The organism is Burkholderia sp. FL-7-2-10-S1-D7 (genome assembly GCF_001524185.1).
Classification (GTDB): Bacteria; Pseudomonadota; Gammaproteobacteria; order Burkholderiales; family Burkholderiaceae; genus Burkholderia; species Burkholderia diffusa.
Map to the genome: position 1 here is coordinate 111,170 of NZ_LOWY01000049.1, position 20,195 is coordinate 131,364.

Genomic DNA, 20,195 nt, shown 5'->3' on the forward strand with positions numbered 1-20,195 from the left:
CATGGTTGCGGAATTCAGCTGGCTGCCCGATTACGCGGAGTTGTTCTGCCGCTCGAACTTCTCGTTCCTGCATGGCGCGTCGCATGCGGACGAACTGGTCGAGCGCGCGGCCGAACTCGGCTATCGCGGGATCGCGATCACCGACGAATGCTCGCTCGCAGGTGCGCCGCGCATGCATGTCGCGGCGAAGGCGAACGGGCTGCCGCTCGTCATCGGTTCGTATTTCGAAGTCACGCCGGATGAAGTCGCGCCCGGCCACGATCCGGGCCCCGGCGCGTTCGGGCTCGTGTTGCTTGCGCAGAACCGCGAGGGCTACGGCAACCTGTCCGAGTTGATTTCGTGGCGACGGATGGCATCGCCGAAGGGCACTTACACGCTGACGTCGCGGATGCTGTCGGCGCCGCCTGCCGAGTTTGCCCACTTGCGCGGCATGCCCGACTGCTTCGCGATTCTCGTGCCCGCGTATCCGGTGCGTGCTGATGTACTCGATGCGCAGGTCGCGTGGTTTCGCGCGACGTTCGGCGAACGTGCGCGGCTCGGGCTCGTGCAGTTGCAGCGCGCACTCGATGGCGCGCAGCGCGAGGAGATTCGTGCGGCCGGCGCGCGGCGCGGCGTGCGTATCGTCGCGCTCGGCGATGTGACGATGCACCGGCGTTCATGCAAGCCGCTGCAGGATGTGATGACGGCGATCCGCGTCGGAATGCCGGTTTCAGAGTGCGGCTATGCGCTCGCGCCGAATGCGGAACAGCATCTGCGTTCGCGACAGCGGATCGGACAGTTGTATTCGCCGGACGAGATCGCGGAGACGTGCGCGATTCTCGACGCGTGCGATTTCGACCTCGGCTCGCTGCGCTACGAGTATCCCGACGAGATCGTGCCGCAGGGGCTGACGCCGACGCGCTATCTGGAACAGGAAACCTTCGCGGGGGCGGCGGGGCGTTATCCGCAAGGCATTCCGGAGAGGGTCGAGAAGCAGATCCGGTATGAACTCGATCTGATCGCAAGACTGAGCTACGAACCGTTCTTCCTGACCGTCTACGACATCGTCAAATACGCGCGCAGCCAGAACATCCTGTGCCAGGGCCGGGGCTCGGCAGCGAACTCGGTCGTCTGCTACTGCCTCGGCATCACCGAGGTCGATCCCGACCAGAGCACGATGCTGTTCGAGCGCTTCATCAGCGAGGAGCGCGGCGAGCCGCCGGATATCGACGTCGACTTCGAGCATCAGCGCCGGGAAGAGGTCATTCAGCATATCTACGAAAAATACGGCAAGGATCGCGCAGCACTCGCGGCGGCGGTCTCGACGTATCGTCCGCGCGGCGTGCTGCGCGAAACCGGCAAGGCGCTCGGTGTCGATCCGATGCTGATCGATCGCGTCGCGAAGGGGCATCGCTGGTTCGACGGCAGCCGCGACCTGCTGCAGCAATTCGCGACGACCGGGCTCGACCCGGCCACGCCGATCATTCGCGCATGGGCCGAACTCGCGGGGCGCTTGCTCAACTTTCCGCGCCACCTGTCGCAGCATTCGGGCGGCTTCGTGATCAGTCGAGGCAAGCTCACGCGGCTCGTGCCGGTCGAGAACGCAGCGATGGACGGGCGGCGCGTGATTCAGTGGGACAAGGACGATCTCGAGGCGCTCGGGCTGATGAAGGTCGACGTGCTCGCGCTCGGCATGCTGTCGGCGCTGCATCGCGCGTTCGACATGCGCACCGCATGGCGCGGGCCGCCGGAACCGGGGGGTGAGCCGTTCACGCTGAAGCATATTCCGCAGGATGACGAACCAACCTACGACATGATCTGCCGCGCCGATACGGTCGGCGTATTCCAGATCGAATCGCGTGCGCAGATGTCGATGCTGCCGCGGTTGAGGCCGCGCAACTACTACGATCTCGTCGTCCAGGTGTCGATCGTGCGGCCCGGTCCGATTCAAGGCGGCGCGGTGCATCCGTATCTGAAGCGGCGCAGGATCATGGCCGGCGAAGAGGAGGGTGAGGTCACGTATCCGAGCGATGCGCTCAAGGAAGTGCTCGAACGCACGCTCGGCGTGCCGATCTTCCAGGAACAGGTGATGCAGATCGCGATCGTCGCGGCAGGCTTCACGCCTGGCGAGGCCGACGAGTTGCGCCGGGCAATGGCCGCGTGGAAACGCAAGGGCAACCTCGAGAAGTATTACGACAAGATCGTCGACGGGATGCTCGAACGCAACTACACACGCGAATTCGCCGAGCAGATCTTCGAGCAGATCAAGGGCTTCGGCGAATACGGTTTCCCCGAGAGCCATGCGGCCAGTTTCGCGAAACTCGCCTATGCGAGCAGCTGGCTCAAATGCCACGAACCGGCGATCTTCCTCGCCGCGCTGCTGAACAGCCAGCCGATGGGTTTCTATCCGCCGTCGCAACTCGTGCAGGACGCGAAGCGTCATCGCGTGAAGGTGCTGCCGATCGACGTGACGCAAAGCAACTGGGACGCCTCGCTCGAAGCGCTGCCCGGCCAGCCGCCGCCGCACGGTCAGCCCGCGGTGCGGCTCGGCCTGTCGCTCGTGCGCGGCCTCGGCGAGGCTGCCGCGCGGCGCATCGAGGCCGCGCGCGCGGCCGGCCCGTTCGAGAACGTCGACGCGCTCGCGCGCCGCGCGCAGCTCGAACGACGCGATCTCGAAGCGCTCGCCGCCGCGAACGCGCTCGCGACGCTCGCCGGCCATCGCCGCGATGCACTGTGGCAGGCCGTCGCCGCGGCACCGGAGCGCGACCTGCTCGCCGCCGCGCCGATCGACGAAACGGAGCAGCCCGTGCTCGGCGCGCCGTCGGAAGCCGACGACATCCTTGCCGATTATCACACCACCGGCCTCACGCTGAACCGCCACCCGGTCGCGCTGCTGCGGCCCGCGTTGCGCGCGCAGCGGCTGTCGTCCGCGGCCGAGTTGCGCGACCGTCCCGATGGCCGGCTCGCGCGCGCGTGCGGGCTCGTGACCGCGCGGCAGATGCCGGGCACCGCGAAGGGCGTGATGTTCATGACGCTCGAGGACGAAACGGGCTGCGTGAACGTGATCGTGCGGCCCGAACTGCTCGCGCGGCAGCGCCGCGAAACGCTCGATTCGCGACTGCTCGCGGCGTCCGGCGTGTGGCAGGTCGTCAGCGACGTGAGGCACCTCGTCGCGCAGCATTTCGAGGATCTGACGCCGCTGCTCGGCGGCCTGCGCACGTCGAGCCGCGAGTTCCACTGACACGACGCGCCGGCACGCTGCCCGCGCACCGCCGCCGCATGCATACCAGTCGGCTCAACTGGTTCTATTCCGGTGTCGTTTCCGGCTTCCAAAGCCTGGAAAATCCGATCTTGGAACTGTCCCCTTGCATACCAATCCGGGTAAATCCCTATCCCGCATCGCATTGTAAACAAAGGCTTTCCGGCAACTAAAACGCTTGCGGGGCAAGGCTTCCGGCGATTTTTGCGCCACTAATACCAGTTCGTTGACTGGTATTATGGTGGTTATATAATGCGTTCACTTTCGACGGTTCGAGATCGTCGTCCGACACCCGGAGGCACATGGAAACCGGCTGGTCCGAACTGGCGCCCGATCCCCTCAGCGACACGCCGCTTTATCTGCAGCTCGCCCGCAACCTGGCGAGCGCGATTCACGCCGGCGCGTGGCGGGCCGGCGAGGCGCTGCCGTCGGAGCGGCTGCTGTCGGGAACGGTCGGCGTGTCGCGGATCACGGCCCGCCGTGCGCTCGCGCTGCTGGTCGAGCAGGGGCTGATCAAGCGGGCGCGCGGGGCGGGCAGCTTCATCACGCCGCGCGTTGCCGATCCGCTGTCGCGTCTCGTCGGCTTCACCGCGAAGATGAAGCAGCGCGGTTTCGTGCCCGATTCGGTGTGGCTGTCGCGAACGCTGCGCACCGCGAGCCGCGACGAGATTACGCGTCTCGGCCTCGCGCCGGGCGCGACGGTCGCGCGGCTCGAGCGGCTGCGCCGCGCGGACGGCATCGTGATGGCCGTCGAGCATTCGACGCTGCCGGCTGCGGTGGTGCCGGATCCGCAGGCGCTCGGCGCGTCGCTGTACGAATACCTCGACGCGCGCGGGATGACCGTCGTGCGCGCGCTGCAGCACTTTCGCGCGGCGAACGCGACGCACGAGATTGCGAAGTGGATGTCGGTGAAGCCGGGCTCGGCCCTGCTCGTGATCACGCGCATCGGCTACGGTGCCGACCAGCGCGCGATCGAAGTGTCCGAAACGTATTGCCGCGACGACTATTACGACTTCGTCGCCGAACTGAAACGCTGACGCACGAGATTGCCCGCGCGCTACGCGCGGCGGAGCGCAACGAAGCACCACGGATTTGCAAATCGCGACGCGGATGTCCGCGTCACCAGATCATCAAGAGAAACGTCATGCTGACTGGAAACATCCTGACCCCCGACGGCTGGATTCTCGGCTCGCTCAACAGCGAGAACGGCCGCATCACCACGCTCGACGGCACGCCCGCCGACCCCGCGAAGAACGATGCGCCGTACATCCTGCCCGGCTTCATCGACCTGCACGTGCACGGTGGCGGCGGCGCCGACGTGATGGAAGGCGGCGATGCGATCGAGACGATCGCACGCACACACGCGCAGTTCGGCACGACGAGCCTGCTCGCGACGACGATGACCGCGCCGCGCGACGAACTCATGCAGGTCGTCGCGAATCTCGGCACCGTCGCGCGCACCCGCACGCCGGGCGGCGCGCGCGTGCTCGGCGTGCATCTCGAAGGGCCGTACATCAACCCCGGCAAGCTCGGCGCGCAGCCGGACGCGGCCGTGTCGGCCGTGCTCGACGAAGTGCTGAAGTACCTGTCGATCGCGCCGATCCGGGTCGTCACGCTCGCGCCGGAAATCGCCGGTCACATCGAGATCATCGGCGAGATGGCCGCGCGCGGCGTGCGCGTGCAGCTCGGCCACTCGCTCGCGACCTACGACGACGCCGTCGCCGCGCTCAAGCACGGCGCATGCGGCTTCACGCACCTGTTCAACGCGATGTCGCCGCTGCATCACCGCAACCCGGGCCTCGTCGGCGCCGCACTCGCGCATGCCGAATACGCGGAAATCATCCCCGATCTGTTGCACGTCCACCCGGGCGCGATTCGTGCTGCGCTGCGCGCGATCCCGCGCCTGTACGTCGTGACCGACAGCACATCCGCCACCGGCATGCCCGACGGCGAATACCGGCTCGGCAGCCAGCACGTGACCAAGTGCCTCGGCGGCGTGCGGCTCGCCGACGGCACGCTCGCCGGCAGCACGCTGACGATGGACCAGGCGCTGCGCAACCTCGTGTCGCTCGGCCTGCCGATCGCCGACGTGTCGAACCGGATGTCGCGCTATGCGGCCGACTACCTCGGCGTCACCGATCGCGGCCGCCTCGAGCGAGGCGCATGGGCCGACCTCGCCGTGTTCGATCGCGACCTGAACCTCACCGCGACCTACGTCGAAGGAGAATCGATTGTCGAATATGCTTAAGGAAGCGCGCGAGTCCGCCCAAGTCGTCGCCGCGCAACTCGCCGACACCACGCGCGTCGAAGCGCTCGCGGGCCAGCTCATCGATCACCCGCCGGCCGTCGCGCTGACGGTCGCGCGCGGCAGCTCGGATCACGCCGCCAGCTATTTCGCGAGTCTGACGATGAGCCGCCTCGGCGTGCCCGTCGCGTCGCTGCCGATGTCGGTCGCGACACTGCAGCAGGCGCCGCTGAAGGTGCAGGATCAACTCGCGATCGCATTCTCCCAGTCGGGCAAGAGCCCCGACCTCGTCAACACGATGGCCGCGCTGCGCGAAGCCGGCGCGCGCACCGTCGCCGCCGTCAACGTGCTGCCGTCGCCGCTCGCCGACGCATGCGAGCACCAGCTGCCGCTGCTTGCCGGCCCCGAACTGTCGGTCGCCGCGACCAAGAGTTACATCGCGATGCTGTCGCTGTCCGCGCAGATCGTCGCGTACTGGCAGCGCGACGCCGCGCTGATGACGGCATTGCGCGGCTTGCCCGACGTGCTCGCGCAGGCCGGCGGGCTCGACTGGTCGCCGGCCGTCGCCGCGCTCGCGGGCGTCGAGCGGATGATCGTGATCGGCCGCGGCCTCGGTCTTGCGATCGCTCAGGAAGCCGCGCTGAAACTGAAGGAAACCTCCGGCATCCAGGCCGAGGCATTCTCGAGCGCCGAAGTCCGTCACGGCCCGATGGAGCTGATCGACCGCGACTATCCGCTGCTCGTGTTCGCGCCGCCGGGCCCGGAGCAGGCCGGGCTGCTGCAGCTCGCGCAGGACATGCGCGCACGTGGCGCGGCCGTGCTGCTCGCGGCGCCCGCCGGCACGCCCGGCGCGACCTTGCCGCTCGCGCAGTCCGCTCATTCGGCGCTCGACCCGATCGCCGCCATTCTTTCGTTCTACGTGATGGCGGCGGATCTCGCCGTCGCGCGCGGCCGCAATCCCGACACGCCGCGCCACCTGAACAAAGTCACCGAAACGCACTGATAGCCGAGACCGCCGATGAGACGCGCCGAGGAGTCCCAGTTGAAGAGTTCCACCCATGATCAGATCGTCCTGCTTGCCCCGCTGACCGGGCCGATCGTCGCGCTGGCCGATGTGCCCGATCCGGTGTTCTCCGGCGGGATGTTCGGCGACGGCATCGGCATCGATCCGCTCGCGGGCCGGCTCGTCGCGCCGTGCGCCGGCATCGTGTCGCATCTCGCGCGCACCGGCCATGCCGTGACGATCACGACGCCGCAAGGCGCGGAAGTGCTGCTGCACATCGGCATCGACACCGTCGAGCTGAACGGACAGGGCTTCACCGCGCGCGTCGAAGCCGGCGCGCGTGTCGCGGCGGGCGACCTGCTGATCGAGTTCGACCAGGACGCGGTCGCGCGCAGCGCGCATTCGCTGGTCTCCGTGATCGCCATCGCGAACTCCGACGCGTTCGACGTCGTCGAGCGCGCGAGCGGTTTCGCGACGGCCGGCGAGACGCCGCTGCTGACGCTGCGCGGCAAGGGCGAGGCCGCCGCGCAGGCGGCCCAGGCCGGCGCGGCGGCGATGAACGAAGTGCGCCGCGAGGTCGTGCTGACGCAGCCCGGTGGCCTGCATGCGCGTCCGGCCGCGCGGGCGCGCGAAGCCGCGCGCGGGCTCGACGCACATGTCGAAGTGCATTTCGACGGTCGCAAGGCGCCGATCGCAAGCGTGGTCGGCCTGCTCGGCCTCGGCGCCGGCGAAGGCGCGACGATCGAGCTGGTCGGCCGCGGTGCGCACGCGCAGCAAGCCGTCGAAGCGGTCGAGCACGAGTTGCTGCGCGAAGCGCACGGCGAGGTCGAGGAAACGCCGGCGCGGCTCAAGTCGCCCGCACCGCAGCCGATCGTGCGCAACACCGGCGCAACACTCGATCCGAACACGCTCGCGGGCGTGTGCGCGGCGCCCGGCATCGCGGTCGGCACGCTGGTGCGTCTCGACGATGCGGATATCGTGCCGCCCGAGCACGCGACCGGCACGCCCGCGTCGGAAAGCCGCCGGCTCGATCAGGCGCTGAAGGCGGTCGACGCCGAACTCGACGAAACGGTGCGCAACGCATCGGCGCGCGGCGCGGTCGGCGAAGCGGGCATCTTCGCGGTGCATCGCGTGCTGCTGGAGGATCCGACGCTGGTCGACGCGGCGCGCGACCAGATCAGCCTCGGCAAGAGCGCGGGCTTCGCGTGGCGCGCGACGATCAGCACGCAGATCGACACGCTGTCGAAGCTCGACGACGCACTGCTCGCCGAGCGTGCGGCGGACCTGCGCGACATCGAGAAGCGCGTACTGCGCGCGCTCGGCCACACGAGCGGCGCGACGCGCACGCTGCCCGACGAGGCCGTGCTCGCCGCCGAGGAATTCACGCCGTCGGACCTTTCTTCGCTCGATCGCCAGCGCGTGACCGCGCTCGTGATGGCACGCGGCGGCGCGACGTCGCATGCGGCGATCATCGCGCGTCAGCTCGGCATTCCGGCGCTCGTCGCGGTCGGCGACGCGCTGTACGCGATTCCGGACGGCACGCAGGTCGTCGTCGATGCGAGCGCGGGCCGTCTCGAACACGCGCCCACCGCGCTCGACGTCGAACGTGCGCGCCACGAACGCCAGCGCCTGGACGGCGTGCGCGAAGCGAACCGGCAACTGGCCGGCGCTGCCGCCGCGACCGTCGACGGCCGCGCCATCGAGGTCGCCGCGAACATCGCGACGCTCGACGACGCGAACACCGCGGTCGACAACGGCGCGGACGCGGTCGGCCTGTTGCGCACCGAGTTGATGTTCATCCATCGCCAGGCCGCGCCGACCGTCGTCGAGCACCAGCAGAGCTACCAGTCGATTGTCGACGCGCTGCAAGGCCGCACCGCGATCATCCGCACGCTCGACGTCGGCGCCGACAAGGAAGTCGACTACCTGACGCTGCCGCCCGAACCGAACCCGGCGCTCGGCCTGCGCGGCATTCGCCTCGCACAGGTGCGCCCCGATCTGCTCGACGATCAACTGCAGGGCCTGCTCGCGGTGAAGCCGTTCGGCGCGGTGCGGATCCTGCTGCCGATGGTGACGGATGCGGGCGAGATCGTGCGGCTGCGCAAGCGTATCGACGAGTTCGCGCGTGCGCAGGGCCGTACCGAGCCTATCGAAGTCGGCGTGATGATCGAGGTGCCGTCGGCGGCGCTGCTCGCCGACCAGCTCGCGCAGCACGCGGATTTCCTGTCGATCGGCACCAACGACCTGACCCAGTACACGCTCGCGATGGACCGCTGCCAGGCCGATCTGGCCGCGCAGTCCGACGGCCTGCATCCGGCCGTGCTGCGCCTGATCGACATCGCGGTGCGCGGCGCGGCGAAGCACGGCAAGTGGGTCGGCGTGTGCGGCGCGCTCGGCGGCGATCCGCTCGCGGTACCGATCCTCGTCGGCCTCGGCGTGACCGAACTGTCGGTCGACCCGGTGTCGGTGCCGGGCATCAAGGCGCGCGTGCGCCGTCTCGATTACCAGTTGTGTCGCCAGCGTGCGCAGGATCTGCTCGCACTCGACTCGGCACAGGCGGTAAGGGCAGCAAGCCGCGAGGTCTGGCCGCTCGACTGAACGTCGACGGCGGGCGCGCGAGCGTTTCACGACGCAAGCAATTAGGTCAACGACGATTAATGACGAGACATGGATTGGAGGACTGAATGGACGGGAATCCGTTTCTGAAGATACAGGGCCTGGGCCGGGCGCTGATGCTGCCGATCGCGGTGTTGCCGGTCGCCGGCATCCTGCTGCGGCTCGGGCAGCCGGACGTGTTCAACATCAAGATGATCGCCGACGCCGGCGGCGCGATTTTCGACAACCTGCCGCTGCTGTTCGCAATCGGCGTGGCGGTCGGTTTCGCGAAGGACAACAACGGCGTGGCGGCACTCGCGGGTGCGATCGGTTACCTGATCGAAACCGCGATCATGAAGGATATCGATCCCAAGCTGAACATGGGCGTGCTGTCCGGGATCATCGCGGGTGTGGTCGCGGGCTTGCTGTACAACCGCTACAAGGACATCAAGCTGCCCGACTACCTCGCGTTCTTCGGCGGGAAACGGTTCGTGCCGATCATCACGGGGCTGGCCTGCGTGGTGCTCGGCATCGTGTTCGGGTATGTGTGGCAGCCGGTCCAGCATGCGATCGACGCGGCCGGCCAGTGGCTGACGACGGCGGGCGCGATCGGTGCGTTCGTGTTCGGCTTCCTGAACCGCCTGCTGCTCGTCACGGGCCTGCACCACATCATCAATTCGCTCGCGTGGTTCGTGTTCGGCAACTTCACGCCGCCGGCCGGCGGCGAGCTCGTGCACGGCGACCTGCACCGCTTCTTCGCGGGCGATCCGACCGCGGGCACCTTCATGGCCGGCTTCTTCCCGATCATGATGTTCGGCCTGCCGGCCGCGTGTCTCGCGATGCTGCACGAAGCACCGAAGGAGCGCCGCGCGATGGTCGGCGGCCTGCTGTTCTCGATGGCGCTCACGTCGTTCCTGACGGGGGTGACCGAGCCGATCGAATTCAGCTTCATGTTCCTCGCGCCGGTGCTGTACGTGATCCACGCGGTGCTCACGGGGCTGTCGCTCGCGATCTGCCAGATCCTCGGCGTGAAGCTCGGCTTCACGTTCTCGGCCGGCGCGATCGACTACGTGCTGAACTATGGGCTGTCGACGAAGGGCTGGATCGCGGTGCCGCTCGGTATCGCATACGGCGTCGCGTATTACGGACTGTTCCGCTTCTTCATCCGCAAGTTCAACATGGCGACGCCGGGCCGCGAGCCAGCCTCGGCCGACGGTGCGGCCGAGTCGTACGCATCGGGCGGCTTCGTCGCGCCGGCAGCCGGCGCGGCGGCGGCGGCACCGCGTGCACATCGCTACATCGCCGCGCTCGGCGGCGTCGGCAACCTGACGGTCGTCGACGCATGCACGACGCGCCTGCGCCTGACCGTCGTCGATCCGGAGAAGGTGTCGGAGCCGGAACTGAAGTCGATCGGCGCGCGCGGCGTGCTCAAGCGCGGCGGCAACAGCGTGCAGGTGATCATCGGGCCCGAGGCCGACATCATTGCCGACGAGATGCGCTCGGCGATCGGCAGCGGCGCGACCGTCGCCGCGGCGCCGGCTGCGGCCGCTGCAGCTCAGCCGGTCACGGGTGCGGCGGCCGGTCCGCTCGATCCCGATCCGCTGCGCTGGCTCGCGGTGTTCGGCGGTGCGACCAACGTCGCTTCGCTCGACGCGATCGCGACCACGCGCTTGCGTGTCGTCGTGCGTGACGCATCGGCGGTCGATCGCGATCGACTCGGCGCGCTCGATGTCGCATGGGTGTCGCTGGACACGTTCCACATCGTCTGCGGCAACGCGGCGGCACGCTACGCGGAACAGCTCGGCGCACGCCTGACGTCGACGGACGGCGGGGCGGCTCCGCAACCGGCCTGATCCGGCATGATGCGATGAGGCAGGCCCGGTCTGCGTGGCGGGTTCGGGCCGCCGGTCGGTAAAACGAAAACGGCTTGCGATGCGTCGCAAGCCGTTTTTTCTTGGCGGGGCGTGTGCGCGATACATTCGTGCGCACCGCGCACCGTGTGCGCTTCCCGCGCGCGGTCAGTCGCGACGTGCGCGCACCGACGCTTCCTGCGGCTTCTGCCGCGCTTCGAGCCACATCGCGTTGACGATGCCGAACGACAGCGCGACGCCGATACCGAGAATCCAGCTGAAATACCACATGATCCGACTCCTTGCGAAACGGTGGGCGGGGGCGCGCAGGCGCCCCGGCCGGGTTCAATACATCGAGTGCTTGTTCTCTTCGAGCGCCTGATGCGTGACCTTGCCGCGCATCACGCGGTACACCCAGCCCGTGTAGAGCAGGACGATCGGCAGGAAGACGATCACCGCGAACAGCATCACCTGCAGCGTCATGTGGCTCGACGTCGAATCCCACACGGTCAGGCTGCTGCGCGGGTCGAGCGACGACGGCATGATGAACGGGAACATCGAGAAGCCTGCGGTCAGGATCACGCCGGCGATCATCAGGCCGGTGCAGAAGAACGCCGTCTTTTCCTGCTTCGAGCCGGCGAGCAGCAGCGCGAGCAGGCCGCCCGCGATCCCGACCACGGGTGCCGCGATCATCCACGGATACTCGCTGTAATTCGCGAGCCACAGGCCCGAGCCGGCGGCGACGTCCTTGAGCAGCGGGTTCGCGACCGTGTCGGTCGGCGCGGCGTGCGTGATGTGGAAGCCGCCGATGGTCGACGCGATCAGCACGCCGGCCAGCACGAACAGCACGACCGCGAGGAGCGCCGACACGCGCAGCGCGACCGATGCGCGGCGTGCGATCACGCCGTCGGTCTTCATCTTGATGAACGCGGCGCCGTGCGCGACCAGCATCGTGAGGCTGACGAGCCCGCAGAGCAGCGCGAACGGGTTCAGCAACGCCCAGAAGCCGCCGTAGTAGGTGACGCGCAGGTCGCTGTCGAACTTGAACGGCACGCCCTGCAGGAGGTTGCCGAACGCGACGCCGAACACCAGCGCCGGCACGAAGCCGCCGACGAACAGGCCCCAGTCCCAGCCCGCGCGCCAGCGCGGGTCGGGCCGCTTGCTGCGATAGTCGAAGCCGACCGGCCGGAAGAACAGCGCGAACAGCACGAGCAGCATTGCGAAGTAGAAGCCGGAGAACGACGCGGCATAGACGAGCGGCCAGGCGGCGAACATCGCGCCGCCGGCCGTGATCAGCCACACCTGGTTACCTTCCCACGTCGCGCCGACCGTGTTGACGATGATGCGGCGCTCGTCGTCGGTCTTGCCGAGGAACGGCAGCAGCGCGGTCGCGCCCATGTCGAAGCCGTCGGTGACGGCGAAGCCGATCAGCAGCACGCCGACGAGCAGCCACCAGATCAGCTTGAGAGTTGCATAGTCCATAGCGATTCCTTGTTCCGTTTCAGGTGCGTGCTCAGGCCGGAGCGCGCTCGCTGTCCGCCACGAGTTCGTGGTGATAGCGGCCGGTATGCAGCGACGACGGGCCGAGGCGTGCGTACTTGAACATCAGTTTGATTTCGATGACGAACAGCGCCGTGTAGAACGCGATGAAACCGGCGAGGCTCAGGTACAGGTCCGAGGGCGTCAGGCTCGACGCGGACAGATGCGTCGGCAGGATGCCCGCGATCGTCCAGGGCTGGCGGCCGAGTTCGGCGACGACCCAGCCGAATTCCGCGGCGAGCCACGGCAGCGGAATCGCCCACACCGCATAGCGCAGGAACCAGCGGCGGTTGTCCTGCAGCAACTGGCGGCGCGCGCACAACCAGAACGCGGTGACGAAGGTCGCGAGGAACAGGAAGCCGAGGAACACCATGATCCGGAACGAGAAGAACACGGGCGCGACCGGCGGGATCGTCTTCAAGGCGGCGGCCTTGACCTGCTCGGGCGTCGCATCGACCACGTTCGGCGTGAACTGCTTGAGCATCAGCCCGTAGCCGAGATACTGCTTGTGCTGGTCGAACAGTTCGCGCGTGGCCGCGCTCGTATCGCCTTCCTTCATCTTCTGCAGCGCGCCGTACGCGACCATCCCGCTCTGGATGTGCTCCTCGCTGTGCTTCGCGAGTTCGCGCAGGCCGACCACGGGTTCGTCGATCGAGCGCGTCGCGATCAGGCCGAGCGCGTACGGAATCTTGATTGCGTAGTCGGTACGCTGTTCTTCCTGGTTCGGCAGGCCGATCAGCGTGAACGATGCGGGTGCCGGCTGCGTTTCCCATTCGGACTCGATCGCGGCGAGCTTCATCTTCTGCACTTCACCGGTCGTGTAGCCCGACTCGTCGCCGAGCACGATCACGCAAAGCGTCGACGCGAGGCCGAAGCCGGCCGCGACCGCGAACGAGCGCAGCGCGAAATCGGTGTCGCGCTTTTTCAGCAGGTACCACGACGAGATGCCGAGCACGAACATCGCGGCCGTCACGTAGCCGGCCGACACCGTGTGCACGAATTTCACCTGCGCGACCGGGTTGAACAGCACGTCGAACAGGTTCGTCAGCTCCATGCGCATCGTCTGATAGTTGAACTCGGCGCCGACCGGGTTGTTCATCCAGCCGTTCGCGACGAGGATCCACAGCGCGGACAGGTTCGAGCCGAGCGCGACGAGGAACGTGACCATCAGGTGCTTGACCTTCGACAGGCGGTTCCAGCCGAAGAAGAACAGGCCGACGAACGTCGATTCGAGGAAGAACGCCATCAGCCCTTCGACCGCGAGCGGCACGCCGAAGATGTCCCCGACGTAGTGCGAGTAGTACGACCAGTTCGTGCCGAACTGGAATTCGAGCGTGATGCCGGTCGTCACGCCCATCGCGAAGTTGATCCCGAACAACTTGCCCCAGAACTGGGTCATGTCCTTGTAGACCTGTTTGCCGGTCATCACGTAGACGGCTTCCATGATGACGAGCAGCCAGGACAGGCCGAGCGTCAGCGGCACGAACAGGAAGTGGTAGAGCGCCGTGATGCCGAACTGCAGACGTGACAGATCGACGACTTCACTACTTATCATGGTGGTCTCCCTCGGTAGGTGCGGGCGCCGGTACCGAGAGCAACTTCTCGGCGACGGCGGCAGGCGGAAGCGACATGTGCTCAGCCTGCGGATGATTGAAGAATGCGTATTTGAGCGACATCAAAAGGATCAGCTTGACGATCAGCACCAGGGTGATGTCGCGGGCGAGGGTCGGCCCGCGAGCCCACGCGGCGATGCGCGCGCGCCAGCCGAGCGTGCCGGTGGCCTGCGGAGGAGGCGGCGCAGGCTCTTTATTGATCGAGATCAAGGTGATTATCCTGAATCGATTTACGTGGGTTTTGGGGCGACTCTACGTCGGATTTATGACGGCGGTTAAGCTGTTTTAATCCTTTTAAGCCGACATGCCAATTTTAAAATGCCGGCTTTCCAATGCCGAGTGTTGCGCTGCGGCAGACCGTCGCGAAGCGCATGTCAAAACTTGAGGCAGATCAAGGTTATGCGGAAGGGGACGGAATTTGCCCGATACCCGATCAATATGGCCGGTTAATTCGGGGCGATCGAGGCGAAACCACAGACGAAAAAAAACCGCTGCCGGGCGGGCAGCGGTTTTGGGTAAAGCGCTCTAAATCGGGGAGTCAGGCGTATTCGGCGAGTGCCGTGCGCATCTTCTTCATGGCGCTCGCTTCGATCTGGCGGATGCGTTCCGCCGACACACCGAACTCGGCCGCGAGATCGTGCAGCGTCGAGCCGCCCGAGCCGTCGTCGTCGACGTTCAGCCAGCGCGCCTCGATGATCCGGCGGCTGCGCGCGTCGAGCGCGTCGAGCGCCTGCGCGATGCCGTCCGTCTGCAGCATGTCGCGCTGACGCGCGGCGAGCACGGCGGTCGGCTCGTTGTGCGAATCGGCCAGGTAGGCGATCGGTGCATACGACTCCTCGCCGTCTTCCACCTGGCCCTCGAGCGCGATGTCGCCGCCCGACAGACGCGTTTCCATCTCGGTCACGTCTTCGCGCTTGACGTTGAGCTCCTGCGCGAGGCCGTCGATTTCCTCGGGCGTCATCGCCTGCATGCTCTTCTTGTGGCTGCGCAGGTTGAAGAACAGCTTGCGCTGCGCCTTCGTCGTCGCGACCTTCACCATCCGCCAGTTGCGCAGGATGTACTCGTGGATCTCGGCCTTGATCCAGTGGATCGCATACGACACCAGGCGCACGTTTTGCGCCGGGTCGAAACGTTTCACAGCCTTCATCAGGCCGATGTTCCCTTCCTGGATCAGGTCGCCGTGCGGCAGGCCGTAGCCGAGGTAGTTGCGCGCGATCGACACGACGAGCCGCAGGTGCGACAGCACGAGGCGGCGTGCCGAATCGAGGTTGTTGTCTTCGCGGAATTCGGTCGCGTACTGGCGTTCCTCTTCGGCGGTCAGGAGCGGGATCCGGTTGACGGCCTGGATGTACGCGTCGATGTTGCCAAGCTGGCCCGGCAACATCGATTGAGTTGCGAGCGCCAGCGAGCCTGCCGATTCGGCCTTGGCCGGCGTCGGGCTCAGGGTGTTCGGAAGGGTCAGGGCGTAGCTCACTAAAAAACTCCTTTGGAATCAGGGACAAACCCCTGGTCTCGGATGAGATTCCGAGGCTCATCTTAGCACTCCCGTAATCTGAGTGCTAATTCCTTAGAGGGGGCGGGGGCATCCAAGTTCCCGATTCTCTATCGAACTTGTGGAATCGATAGTCTAATCTGCGACAGGGTGGGCCGGAGGAAGTTCCGTAAGCTGTTGTTTCTGATAGTAATCGGTAGACGGTTTCGATTTTTGTAGATTTGGAAGCAAACAATTTCGCTTCGTGATGCCGATCCGAAAAGTCCTTTACCATACCATTCAGTTCGCTCGGGCCCGGCCGCTGCGGCAAGGCTCCATTCAATCCACAAAGTTGGAGTGTCTAATGAACAATAAGAAGAATTGCCGGCCCCGTAGTCGGCTTGCGCTGCATGCACTGCTGGCGGCGTCGCTGCTGGGCGGATCGGGTGCGGCGTTCGCGGATCGATGGGGGATCCAGGCAGGCGGCGGGTTTTCCGATCGCCACGGGATCGACAAGGCCGATCTCGGCGTCGTGTGGGATCCGGGCTGGAACTGGTGGGAAATCGGCGGCTGGCACTTCGCGTTCGTGATGGAAGGCCACGCCGGCTACTGGCACACGGGCGGCAATGTTCATGGCAGCATCGGCGAATTCGGCGCGCAGCCGATGTTCCGCTTCATCAAGAGCGCGGGCCAGGTGCGCCCGTTCATCGAGGCCGGCGCGGGCATCCGCTTCCTGACTTCCCCGACGATCTCCAACAATCTGTCGCTATCGACGTCGTTCCAGTTCGTGGACGTCGTCGGTGTCGGCGCGCAGTTCGGAGAACGGCAACAGTATCAGCTCGGCTACCGTTTTCAACATGTGTCTAACGCGGGTATCAAAGAGCCGAATCCTGGTATAAATTTCCACCAGTTCTACGTGCAGTACAACTTCTGATCCGCACGCCCGCGCACGGCGGGCGCGTTGCCGAGGAGTCAGGCGATGGCGAAGGTGGTCGATGCGATTCGCGCGCTCGAGCGCGATCGGTTCCGGGCGATGGTCGACGGGGACGGCGAGGCGCTCGATGCGCAATTGTCGGACAAGGTGTTCTTCGTGCACACCAACGGCAAACGCGAAACCAAGCAGCAGTTCATCGACGCCATCGTCGCCGGCCGCCGCCGCTATCGCCAGATCGAAATCCAGTCGCAGGATCTGCTTCCCGTCGGTGACGCAACCTGCGTCGTCACCGGGCGCGCACTGATCGAGATGGAAACCAACAACGGCGGGCTGGTGTTTCCGATCGCCTATACCGCCGTCCATACCCATGAGCAGGGGCAGTGGCGCCTGCTGGCGTGGCAGGCGACGCGGTGCGCGACCGAGACATGAGCGCGCGTGGCGCTCCTTTTTCGTGTCCCGACCGAAGCGGCCTTCTGGGCCGCTTTTTATTGCCCGTGCGGCGCGGATTGCGCGAAGCACGGGCGGTCACGCACCGCTCGCTTGACGTTTGAACCCTGAAGCGAAAACCCGCCGGTCAGGCCGCCGCACGGCGGTCGGCGCGCTGCCAGGCCGAGCGGTTGATCGCGCTGACGACCGCATCGAGCGCGGCGCTCCTCGCATCGGCATGCACTCCGACGCCGTGCCGCAGCGGCGCATCGCCGACCCGGCAGCCGACCGATACCGCGATTCGTCCGTCCGTCGTGCGTGCGTGTTCGCACGAGGCGACGTCGACCGTCGCGCCGGCCGCCGTCGCGAAGGCCGCGGCCATGCGTTGCACGACCTCTTCGGGTGTCGCGTCGGCCGGCGGTGCGCCCGCGATGTCGCGGTTCTGCCAGCGTGCGGCGTCGCCGTGGCGCGCGGCCGGACCGGCGGTCTCGAAGAATTCGCGGGCGAACAGCGCGCAGATCGCGTCGCCGGTCACTTCCTCGCCGGAGGCATCGGCGAGCGTCTGCACCGCGTGGCTGAATTCGATCTGCACGCGCCGCGTCGGCGTGAAGCCCATCCCGCGTTCGAGCAGGAACGTCGCGCCGCCCTTGCCGGACTGGCTGTTCACGCGAATGACCGCGTCATAGCTGCGGCCGAGATCGGCCGGGTCGATCGGCAGGTACGGCACCTCCCACACCGCGTCGGGGCGCTGCTGCGCGAAGCCCTTGCGGATCGCATCCTGGTGCGAGCCAGAGAACGCGGTGAATACGAGGTCGCCTGCGTACGGATGGCGCGGATGCACCGGAATCTGGTTGCAGCGCTCGACCACGCGGCGCACCGCGTCGATGTCGGAGAAATCGAGGCCTGGATCGATGCCTTGCGTATAGAGGTTCAGCGCGAGCGTGACGAGATCGACGTTGCCGGTGCGCTCCCCATTGCCGAACAGGCAGCCCTCGATGCGGTCGGCGCCCGCGAGCAGCGCGAGTTCAGCGGCCGCGACCGCGGTGCCGCGATCGTTGTGCGGATGCACGGACAGCACGATGCTGTCGCGATACGCGAGGTTGCGGTCCATCCACTCGATCTGGTCGGCGAACACGTTCGGGCTCGCGGCTTCGACGGTCGCCGGCAGGTTGACGATCATCTTGTGATCGCGGGTCGGACGCCACGCCTGCGCGACCGCGTCGCACACTTCGCGCGCGAACGTCAGCTCGGTCATGCTGAAGGTTTCCGGTGAGTACTGGTAGGTCCAGTGCGTGTCCGGGCGGGCCGCCGCGTGTTCCTTGATGAGTCGCGTGCCCTCGACCGCGAGCGCCTTCACGTCGTCCTTCGACATCCCGAACACGATGCGCCGGAACGACGGGCAGATCGCGTTGTACAGGTGCACGATCGCGCGCGGCACGCCGTCGAGCGCGTCGAAGGTGCGCGCGATCAGGTCGTCCCGCGACTGCACGAGCACTTCGATCGTCACGTCGTCGGGAATGCGCTTGTCGTCGATCAGCTTGCGGACGAAATCGAAATCGGTTTGCGACGCCGACGGAAAACCGACTTCGATCTCCTTGAAACCGATCGCGACCAGCATGTCGAAGAATTCCAGCTTCTGTTCGATGCTCATCGGCTCGATCAGCGACTGGTTGCCGTCGCGCAGGTCGGTGCTCATCCAGACCGGCGCACGCTCGATGGTGCGGGTCGGCCAGCGGCGGCCATTGATGCGGACGGGTTCGAACGGACGGTACTTGTTTTGCGGGTTGCGCTTCATCTTCTGGACCTCGGGTCTCAAGTCGCGAGCGAAGACGGGCGGCATGGGCGACGGGTGGCGCTGCCTCGCTCCGTGGCGCCGGAAACGGGCTACGGATGCGGATGATCTTCGCGAATCGGCCGACGGATGGACGGACGAATGCTGACGACTTCGGGTTGTAAAAACTGCGAGAAGGGTGCTGCGAGGAACTGCAGGGAGGGACCGTGCGGACAGCACACGGCGCTACGACAGCCTTAGGCTAGTCGTAGCGATAGCGACCGCGCTAGGCGGCCGGAGGTAATTCGGAGGGTGTTCGGAAAGGAACGCATGGCGACAACTCTATGCCAGGATGCGTGCGCGTGTCAAATGGTCGGTTGAAAGGCCGGTGTGACAGCGTGCCGGCCCGGGATGCCGGTCACGGTGCGAGCCGGGCTGTCCGCTCGATTCGAACGATTCGTACGATCGTCTCGACCTGCCGCGCAAGCGTGTCGGGTACCGGAATTTCGCCGCGCAACACGGCGTCCGTCCACGCGGCCGTGGTGGCCGCGTCGCGCGATTCGGGCAGCGCCACGGGCGGCGCGTCGCTCGACGAGCGCTCTGGCTCGATCAGCGTGTCGCACACGCCGTCGTGCAGCCAGTCGACCTGTACCTGGCGCCGCGTGTCGGCCACCGCTTCGCCTTCGGTGCCGCGCGCGAGCAGCGCGCCGCCCAGTGCGGCGTCCGGATGATCGCGGAACAGTTGCGCGAGGCTGTCGCGGTACGGCGGATGGGTGTAGTTGACGAGCCGCAGCCCCGCCGGCGCGAACGGCTGCAGGATCTTCACAAGCGTGTGCGTCGAGTTGCGCACGCCGAGCACGCTGCGCAGCGACAGCAGACGCGCGATGCGCGGCGCCAGCGCGTCAATGGGTGCGAACGCGACGCGGCGCTCCGCGAGCATGTCCTCGATCGCGTCGTGCGATGTCGACGGCGGGATCGACAGCGCAGAGAAGATCTCCGCGCTCGTCACGCGGCCCGGATCGCGCTCGACACCGTGTACGAGCACCGGCACGCCTTCGCGCGCGAGCAGCAGCGCGAGCAGCGGCACCAGGTTCGGCTGCTTGCGCGCGCCGTTGTAGCTCGGGATCGACACCGGGCGGAACGCGGCGTCCTGCACGTGCACGGGTTTGAACGACGCCTGCGCGGCGGCGAGCATCGCGGCCAGTTCATCGGCGCTTTCGCCCTTCAGGCGATAGGCGATCAGGATCGCGCCGAGTTCGACGTCCGACACGCGCGCATCGAGCATCGCGCGATACAGCTCGAACGTGTCTTCGGCGGACAGCGCGCGTGCGCCGTGCGGGCCGCGGCCGATTTCCTTGATGAAGCGGGCGCAAGGAAACGGCGAGGCAGCGGAGTCGAGGGGAGCGGTCATCGGGGCGTGGGGGGCGGCCGGCATCGGGCCGCGCGGTGAGCGGTGAGGAATGCCCCGAGTATCGCACGGGCACGGCGGCGCGCGCCGACGCGGCGCGGC

The 20,195-nt window shown here is 66.9% G+C and carries 15 protein-coding genes; 8 read left to right on the forward strand and 7 right to left on the reverse strand.

The features are described from left to right. Position 1 precedes the first annotated feature (1 nt). The 6 genes from WS75_RS17480 to nagE all read left to right on the forward strand — a co-directional run bounded on the left by WS75_RS17480 (position 2) and on the right by nagE (position 10,934). Positions 2-3,220, forward strand: coding sequence for an error-prone DNA polymerase (locus WS75_RS17480; protein WP_059681658.1), 3,219 nt, complete (start codon positions 2-4; stop codon positions 3,218-3,220). Between the two features lie 320 nt (positions 3,221-3,540). Further along, the gene (locus tag WS75_RS17485) at positions 3,541-4,275 is read left to right on the forward strand and encodes a GntR family transcriptional regulator (protein WP_059681659.1); all 735 of its coding nucleotides are present in this window, start codon (positions 3,541-3,543) and stop codon (positions 4,273-4,275) included. Between the two features lie 107 nt (positions 4,276-4,382). Then, positions 4,383-5,486 carry an N-acetylglucosamine-6-phosphate deacetylase gene (gene nagA / locus WS75_RS17490; protein ID WP_059681660.1) on the forward strand — a complete coding sequence of 368 codons (1,104 nt, stop codon included), beginning with the start codon at positions 4,383-4,385 and terminating at the stop codon, positions 5,484-5,486. Then, positions 5,479-6,486 carry an SIS domain-containing protein gene (locus WS75_RS17495; RefSeq protein WP_059681661.1) on the forward strand — a complete coding sequence of 336 codons (1,008 nt, stop codon included), beginning with the start codon at positions 5,479-5,481 and terminating at the stop codon, positions 6,484-6,486. Before nagA ends, WS75_RS17495 begins: the two co-directional genes overlap by 8 nt. Before the next feature lie 15 nt (positions 6,487-6,501). After that, positions 6,502-9,084 (forward strand): phosphoenolpyruvate--protein phosphotransferase, encoded by a 2,583-nt coding sequence (gene ptsP / locus WS75_RS17500; protein WP_059681662.1) that lies wholly within the window; start codon positions 6,502-6,504, stop codon positions 9,082-9,084. A gap of 86 nt (positions 9,085-9,170) precedes the next feature. Then, the gene (gene nagE / locus WS75_RS17505; RefSeq protein WP_059681663.1) at positions 9,171-10,934 is read left to right on the forward strand and encodes an N-acetylglucosamine-specific PTS transporter subunit IIBC; all 1,764 of its coding nucleotides are present in this window, start codon (positions 9,171-9,173) and stop codon (positions 10,932-10,934) included. A 165-nt stretch (positions 10,935-11,099) separates the two neighbouring features. Here nagE and cydX read toward each other — a convergent pair whose 3' ends face one another. The 5 genes from cydX to rpoH form a co-directional block, all read right to left on the reverse strand. Continuing rightward, on the reverse strand, positions 11,100-11,222 hold the full coding sequence (gene cydX, locus WS75_RS17510) for a cytochrome bd-I oxidase subunit CydX (protein ID WP_059681664.1): 123 nt from the start codon (positions 11,220-11,222) through the stop codon (positions 11,100-11,102). A 54-nt stretch (positions 11,223-11,276) separates the two neighbouring features. Next, positions 11,277-12,413, reverse strand: coding sequence for a cytochrome d ubiquinol oxidase subunit II (cydB, locus tag WS75_RS17515; protein ID WP_059681665.1), 1,137 nt, complete (start codon positions 12,411-12,413; stop codon positions 11,277-11,279). A gap of 31 nt (positions 12,414-12,444) precedes the next feature. Beyond that, on the reverse strand, positions 12,445-14,025 hold the full coding sequence (locus WS75_RS17520) for a cytochrome ubiquinol oxidase subunit I (protein WP_059681666.1): 1,581 nt from the start codon (positions 14,023-14,025) through the stop codon (positions 12,445-12,447). Beyond that, positions 14,015-14,293 (reverse strand): cytochrome oxidase putative small subunit CydP, encoded by a 279-nt coding sequence (gene cydP / locus WS75_RS17525; protein ID WP_059681667.1) that lies wholly within the window; start codon positions 14,291-14,293, stop codon positions 14,015-14,017. Before cydP ends, WS75_RS17520 begins: the two co-directional genes overlap by 11 nt. A gap of 328 nt (positions 14,294-14,621) precedes the next feature. Beyond that, on the reverse strand, positions 14,622-15,557 hold the full coding sequence (gene rpoH / locus WS75_RS17530) for an RNA polymerase sigma factor RpoH (protein WP_059681668.1): 936 nt from the start codon (positions 15,555-15,557) through the stop codon (positions 14,622-14,624). Positions 15,558-15,918: 361 nt separating this feature from the next. Between rpoH and WS75_RS17535 the strand changes: the two genes are divergently transcribed. Further along, positions 15,919-16,488, forward strand: a complete 570-nt coding sequence (locus WS75_RS17535) for an acyloxyacyl hydrolase (RefSeq protein WP_059681669.1) — start codon at positions 15,919-15,921, stop codon at positions 16,486-16,488. A gap of 45 nt (positions 16,489-16,533) precedes the next feature. Next, entirely contained in the window at positions 16,534-16,917 is a 384-nt protein-coding gene (locus WS75_RS17540; protein WP_059464474.1) for a nuclear transport factor 2 family protein, read from the forward strand. Positions 16,918-17,062: 145 nt separating this feature from the next. On the opposite strand, the gene leuA is transcribed toward WS75_RS17540, so the two are convergent. Together leuA and ybiB are read right to left on the reverse strand one after the other, a co-directional pair. After that, positions 17,063-18,709 (reverse strand): 2-isopropylmalate synthase, encoded by a 1,647-nt coding sequence (gene leuA / locus WS75_RS17545; RefSeq protein WP_059681670.1) that lies wholly within the window; start codon positions 18,707-18,709, stop codon positions 17,063-17,065. Positions 18,710-19,103: 394 nt separating this feature from the next. Further along, positions 19,104-20,096, reverse strand: a complete 993-nt coding sequence (gene ybiB, locus WS75_RS17550) for a DNA-binding protein YbiB (protein WP_059681698.1) — start codon at positions 20,094-20,096, stop codon at positions 19,104-19,106. Positions 20,097-20,195 lie beyond the last annotated feature (99 nt).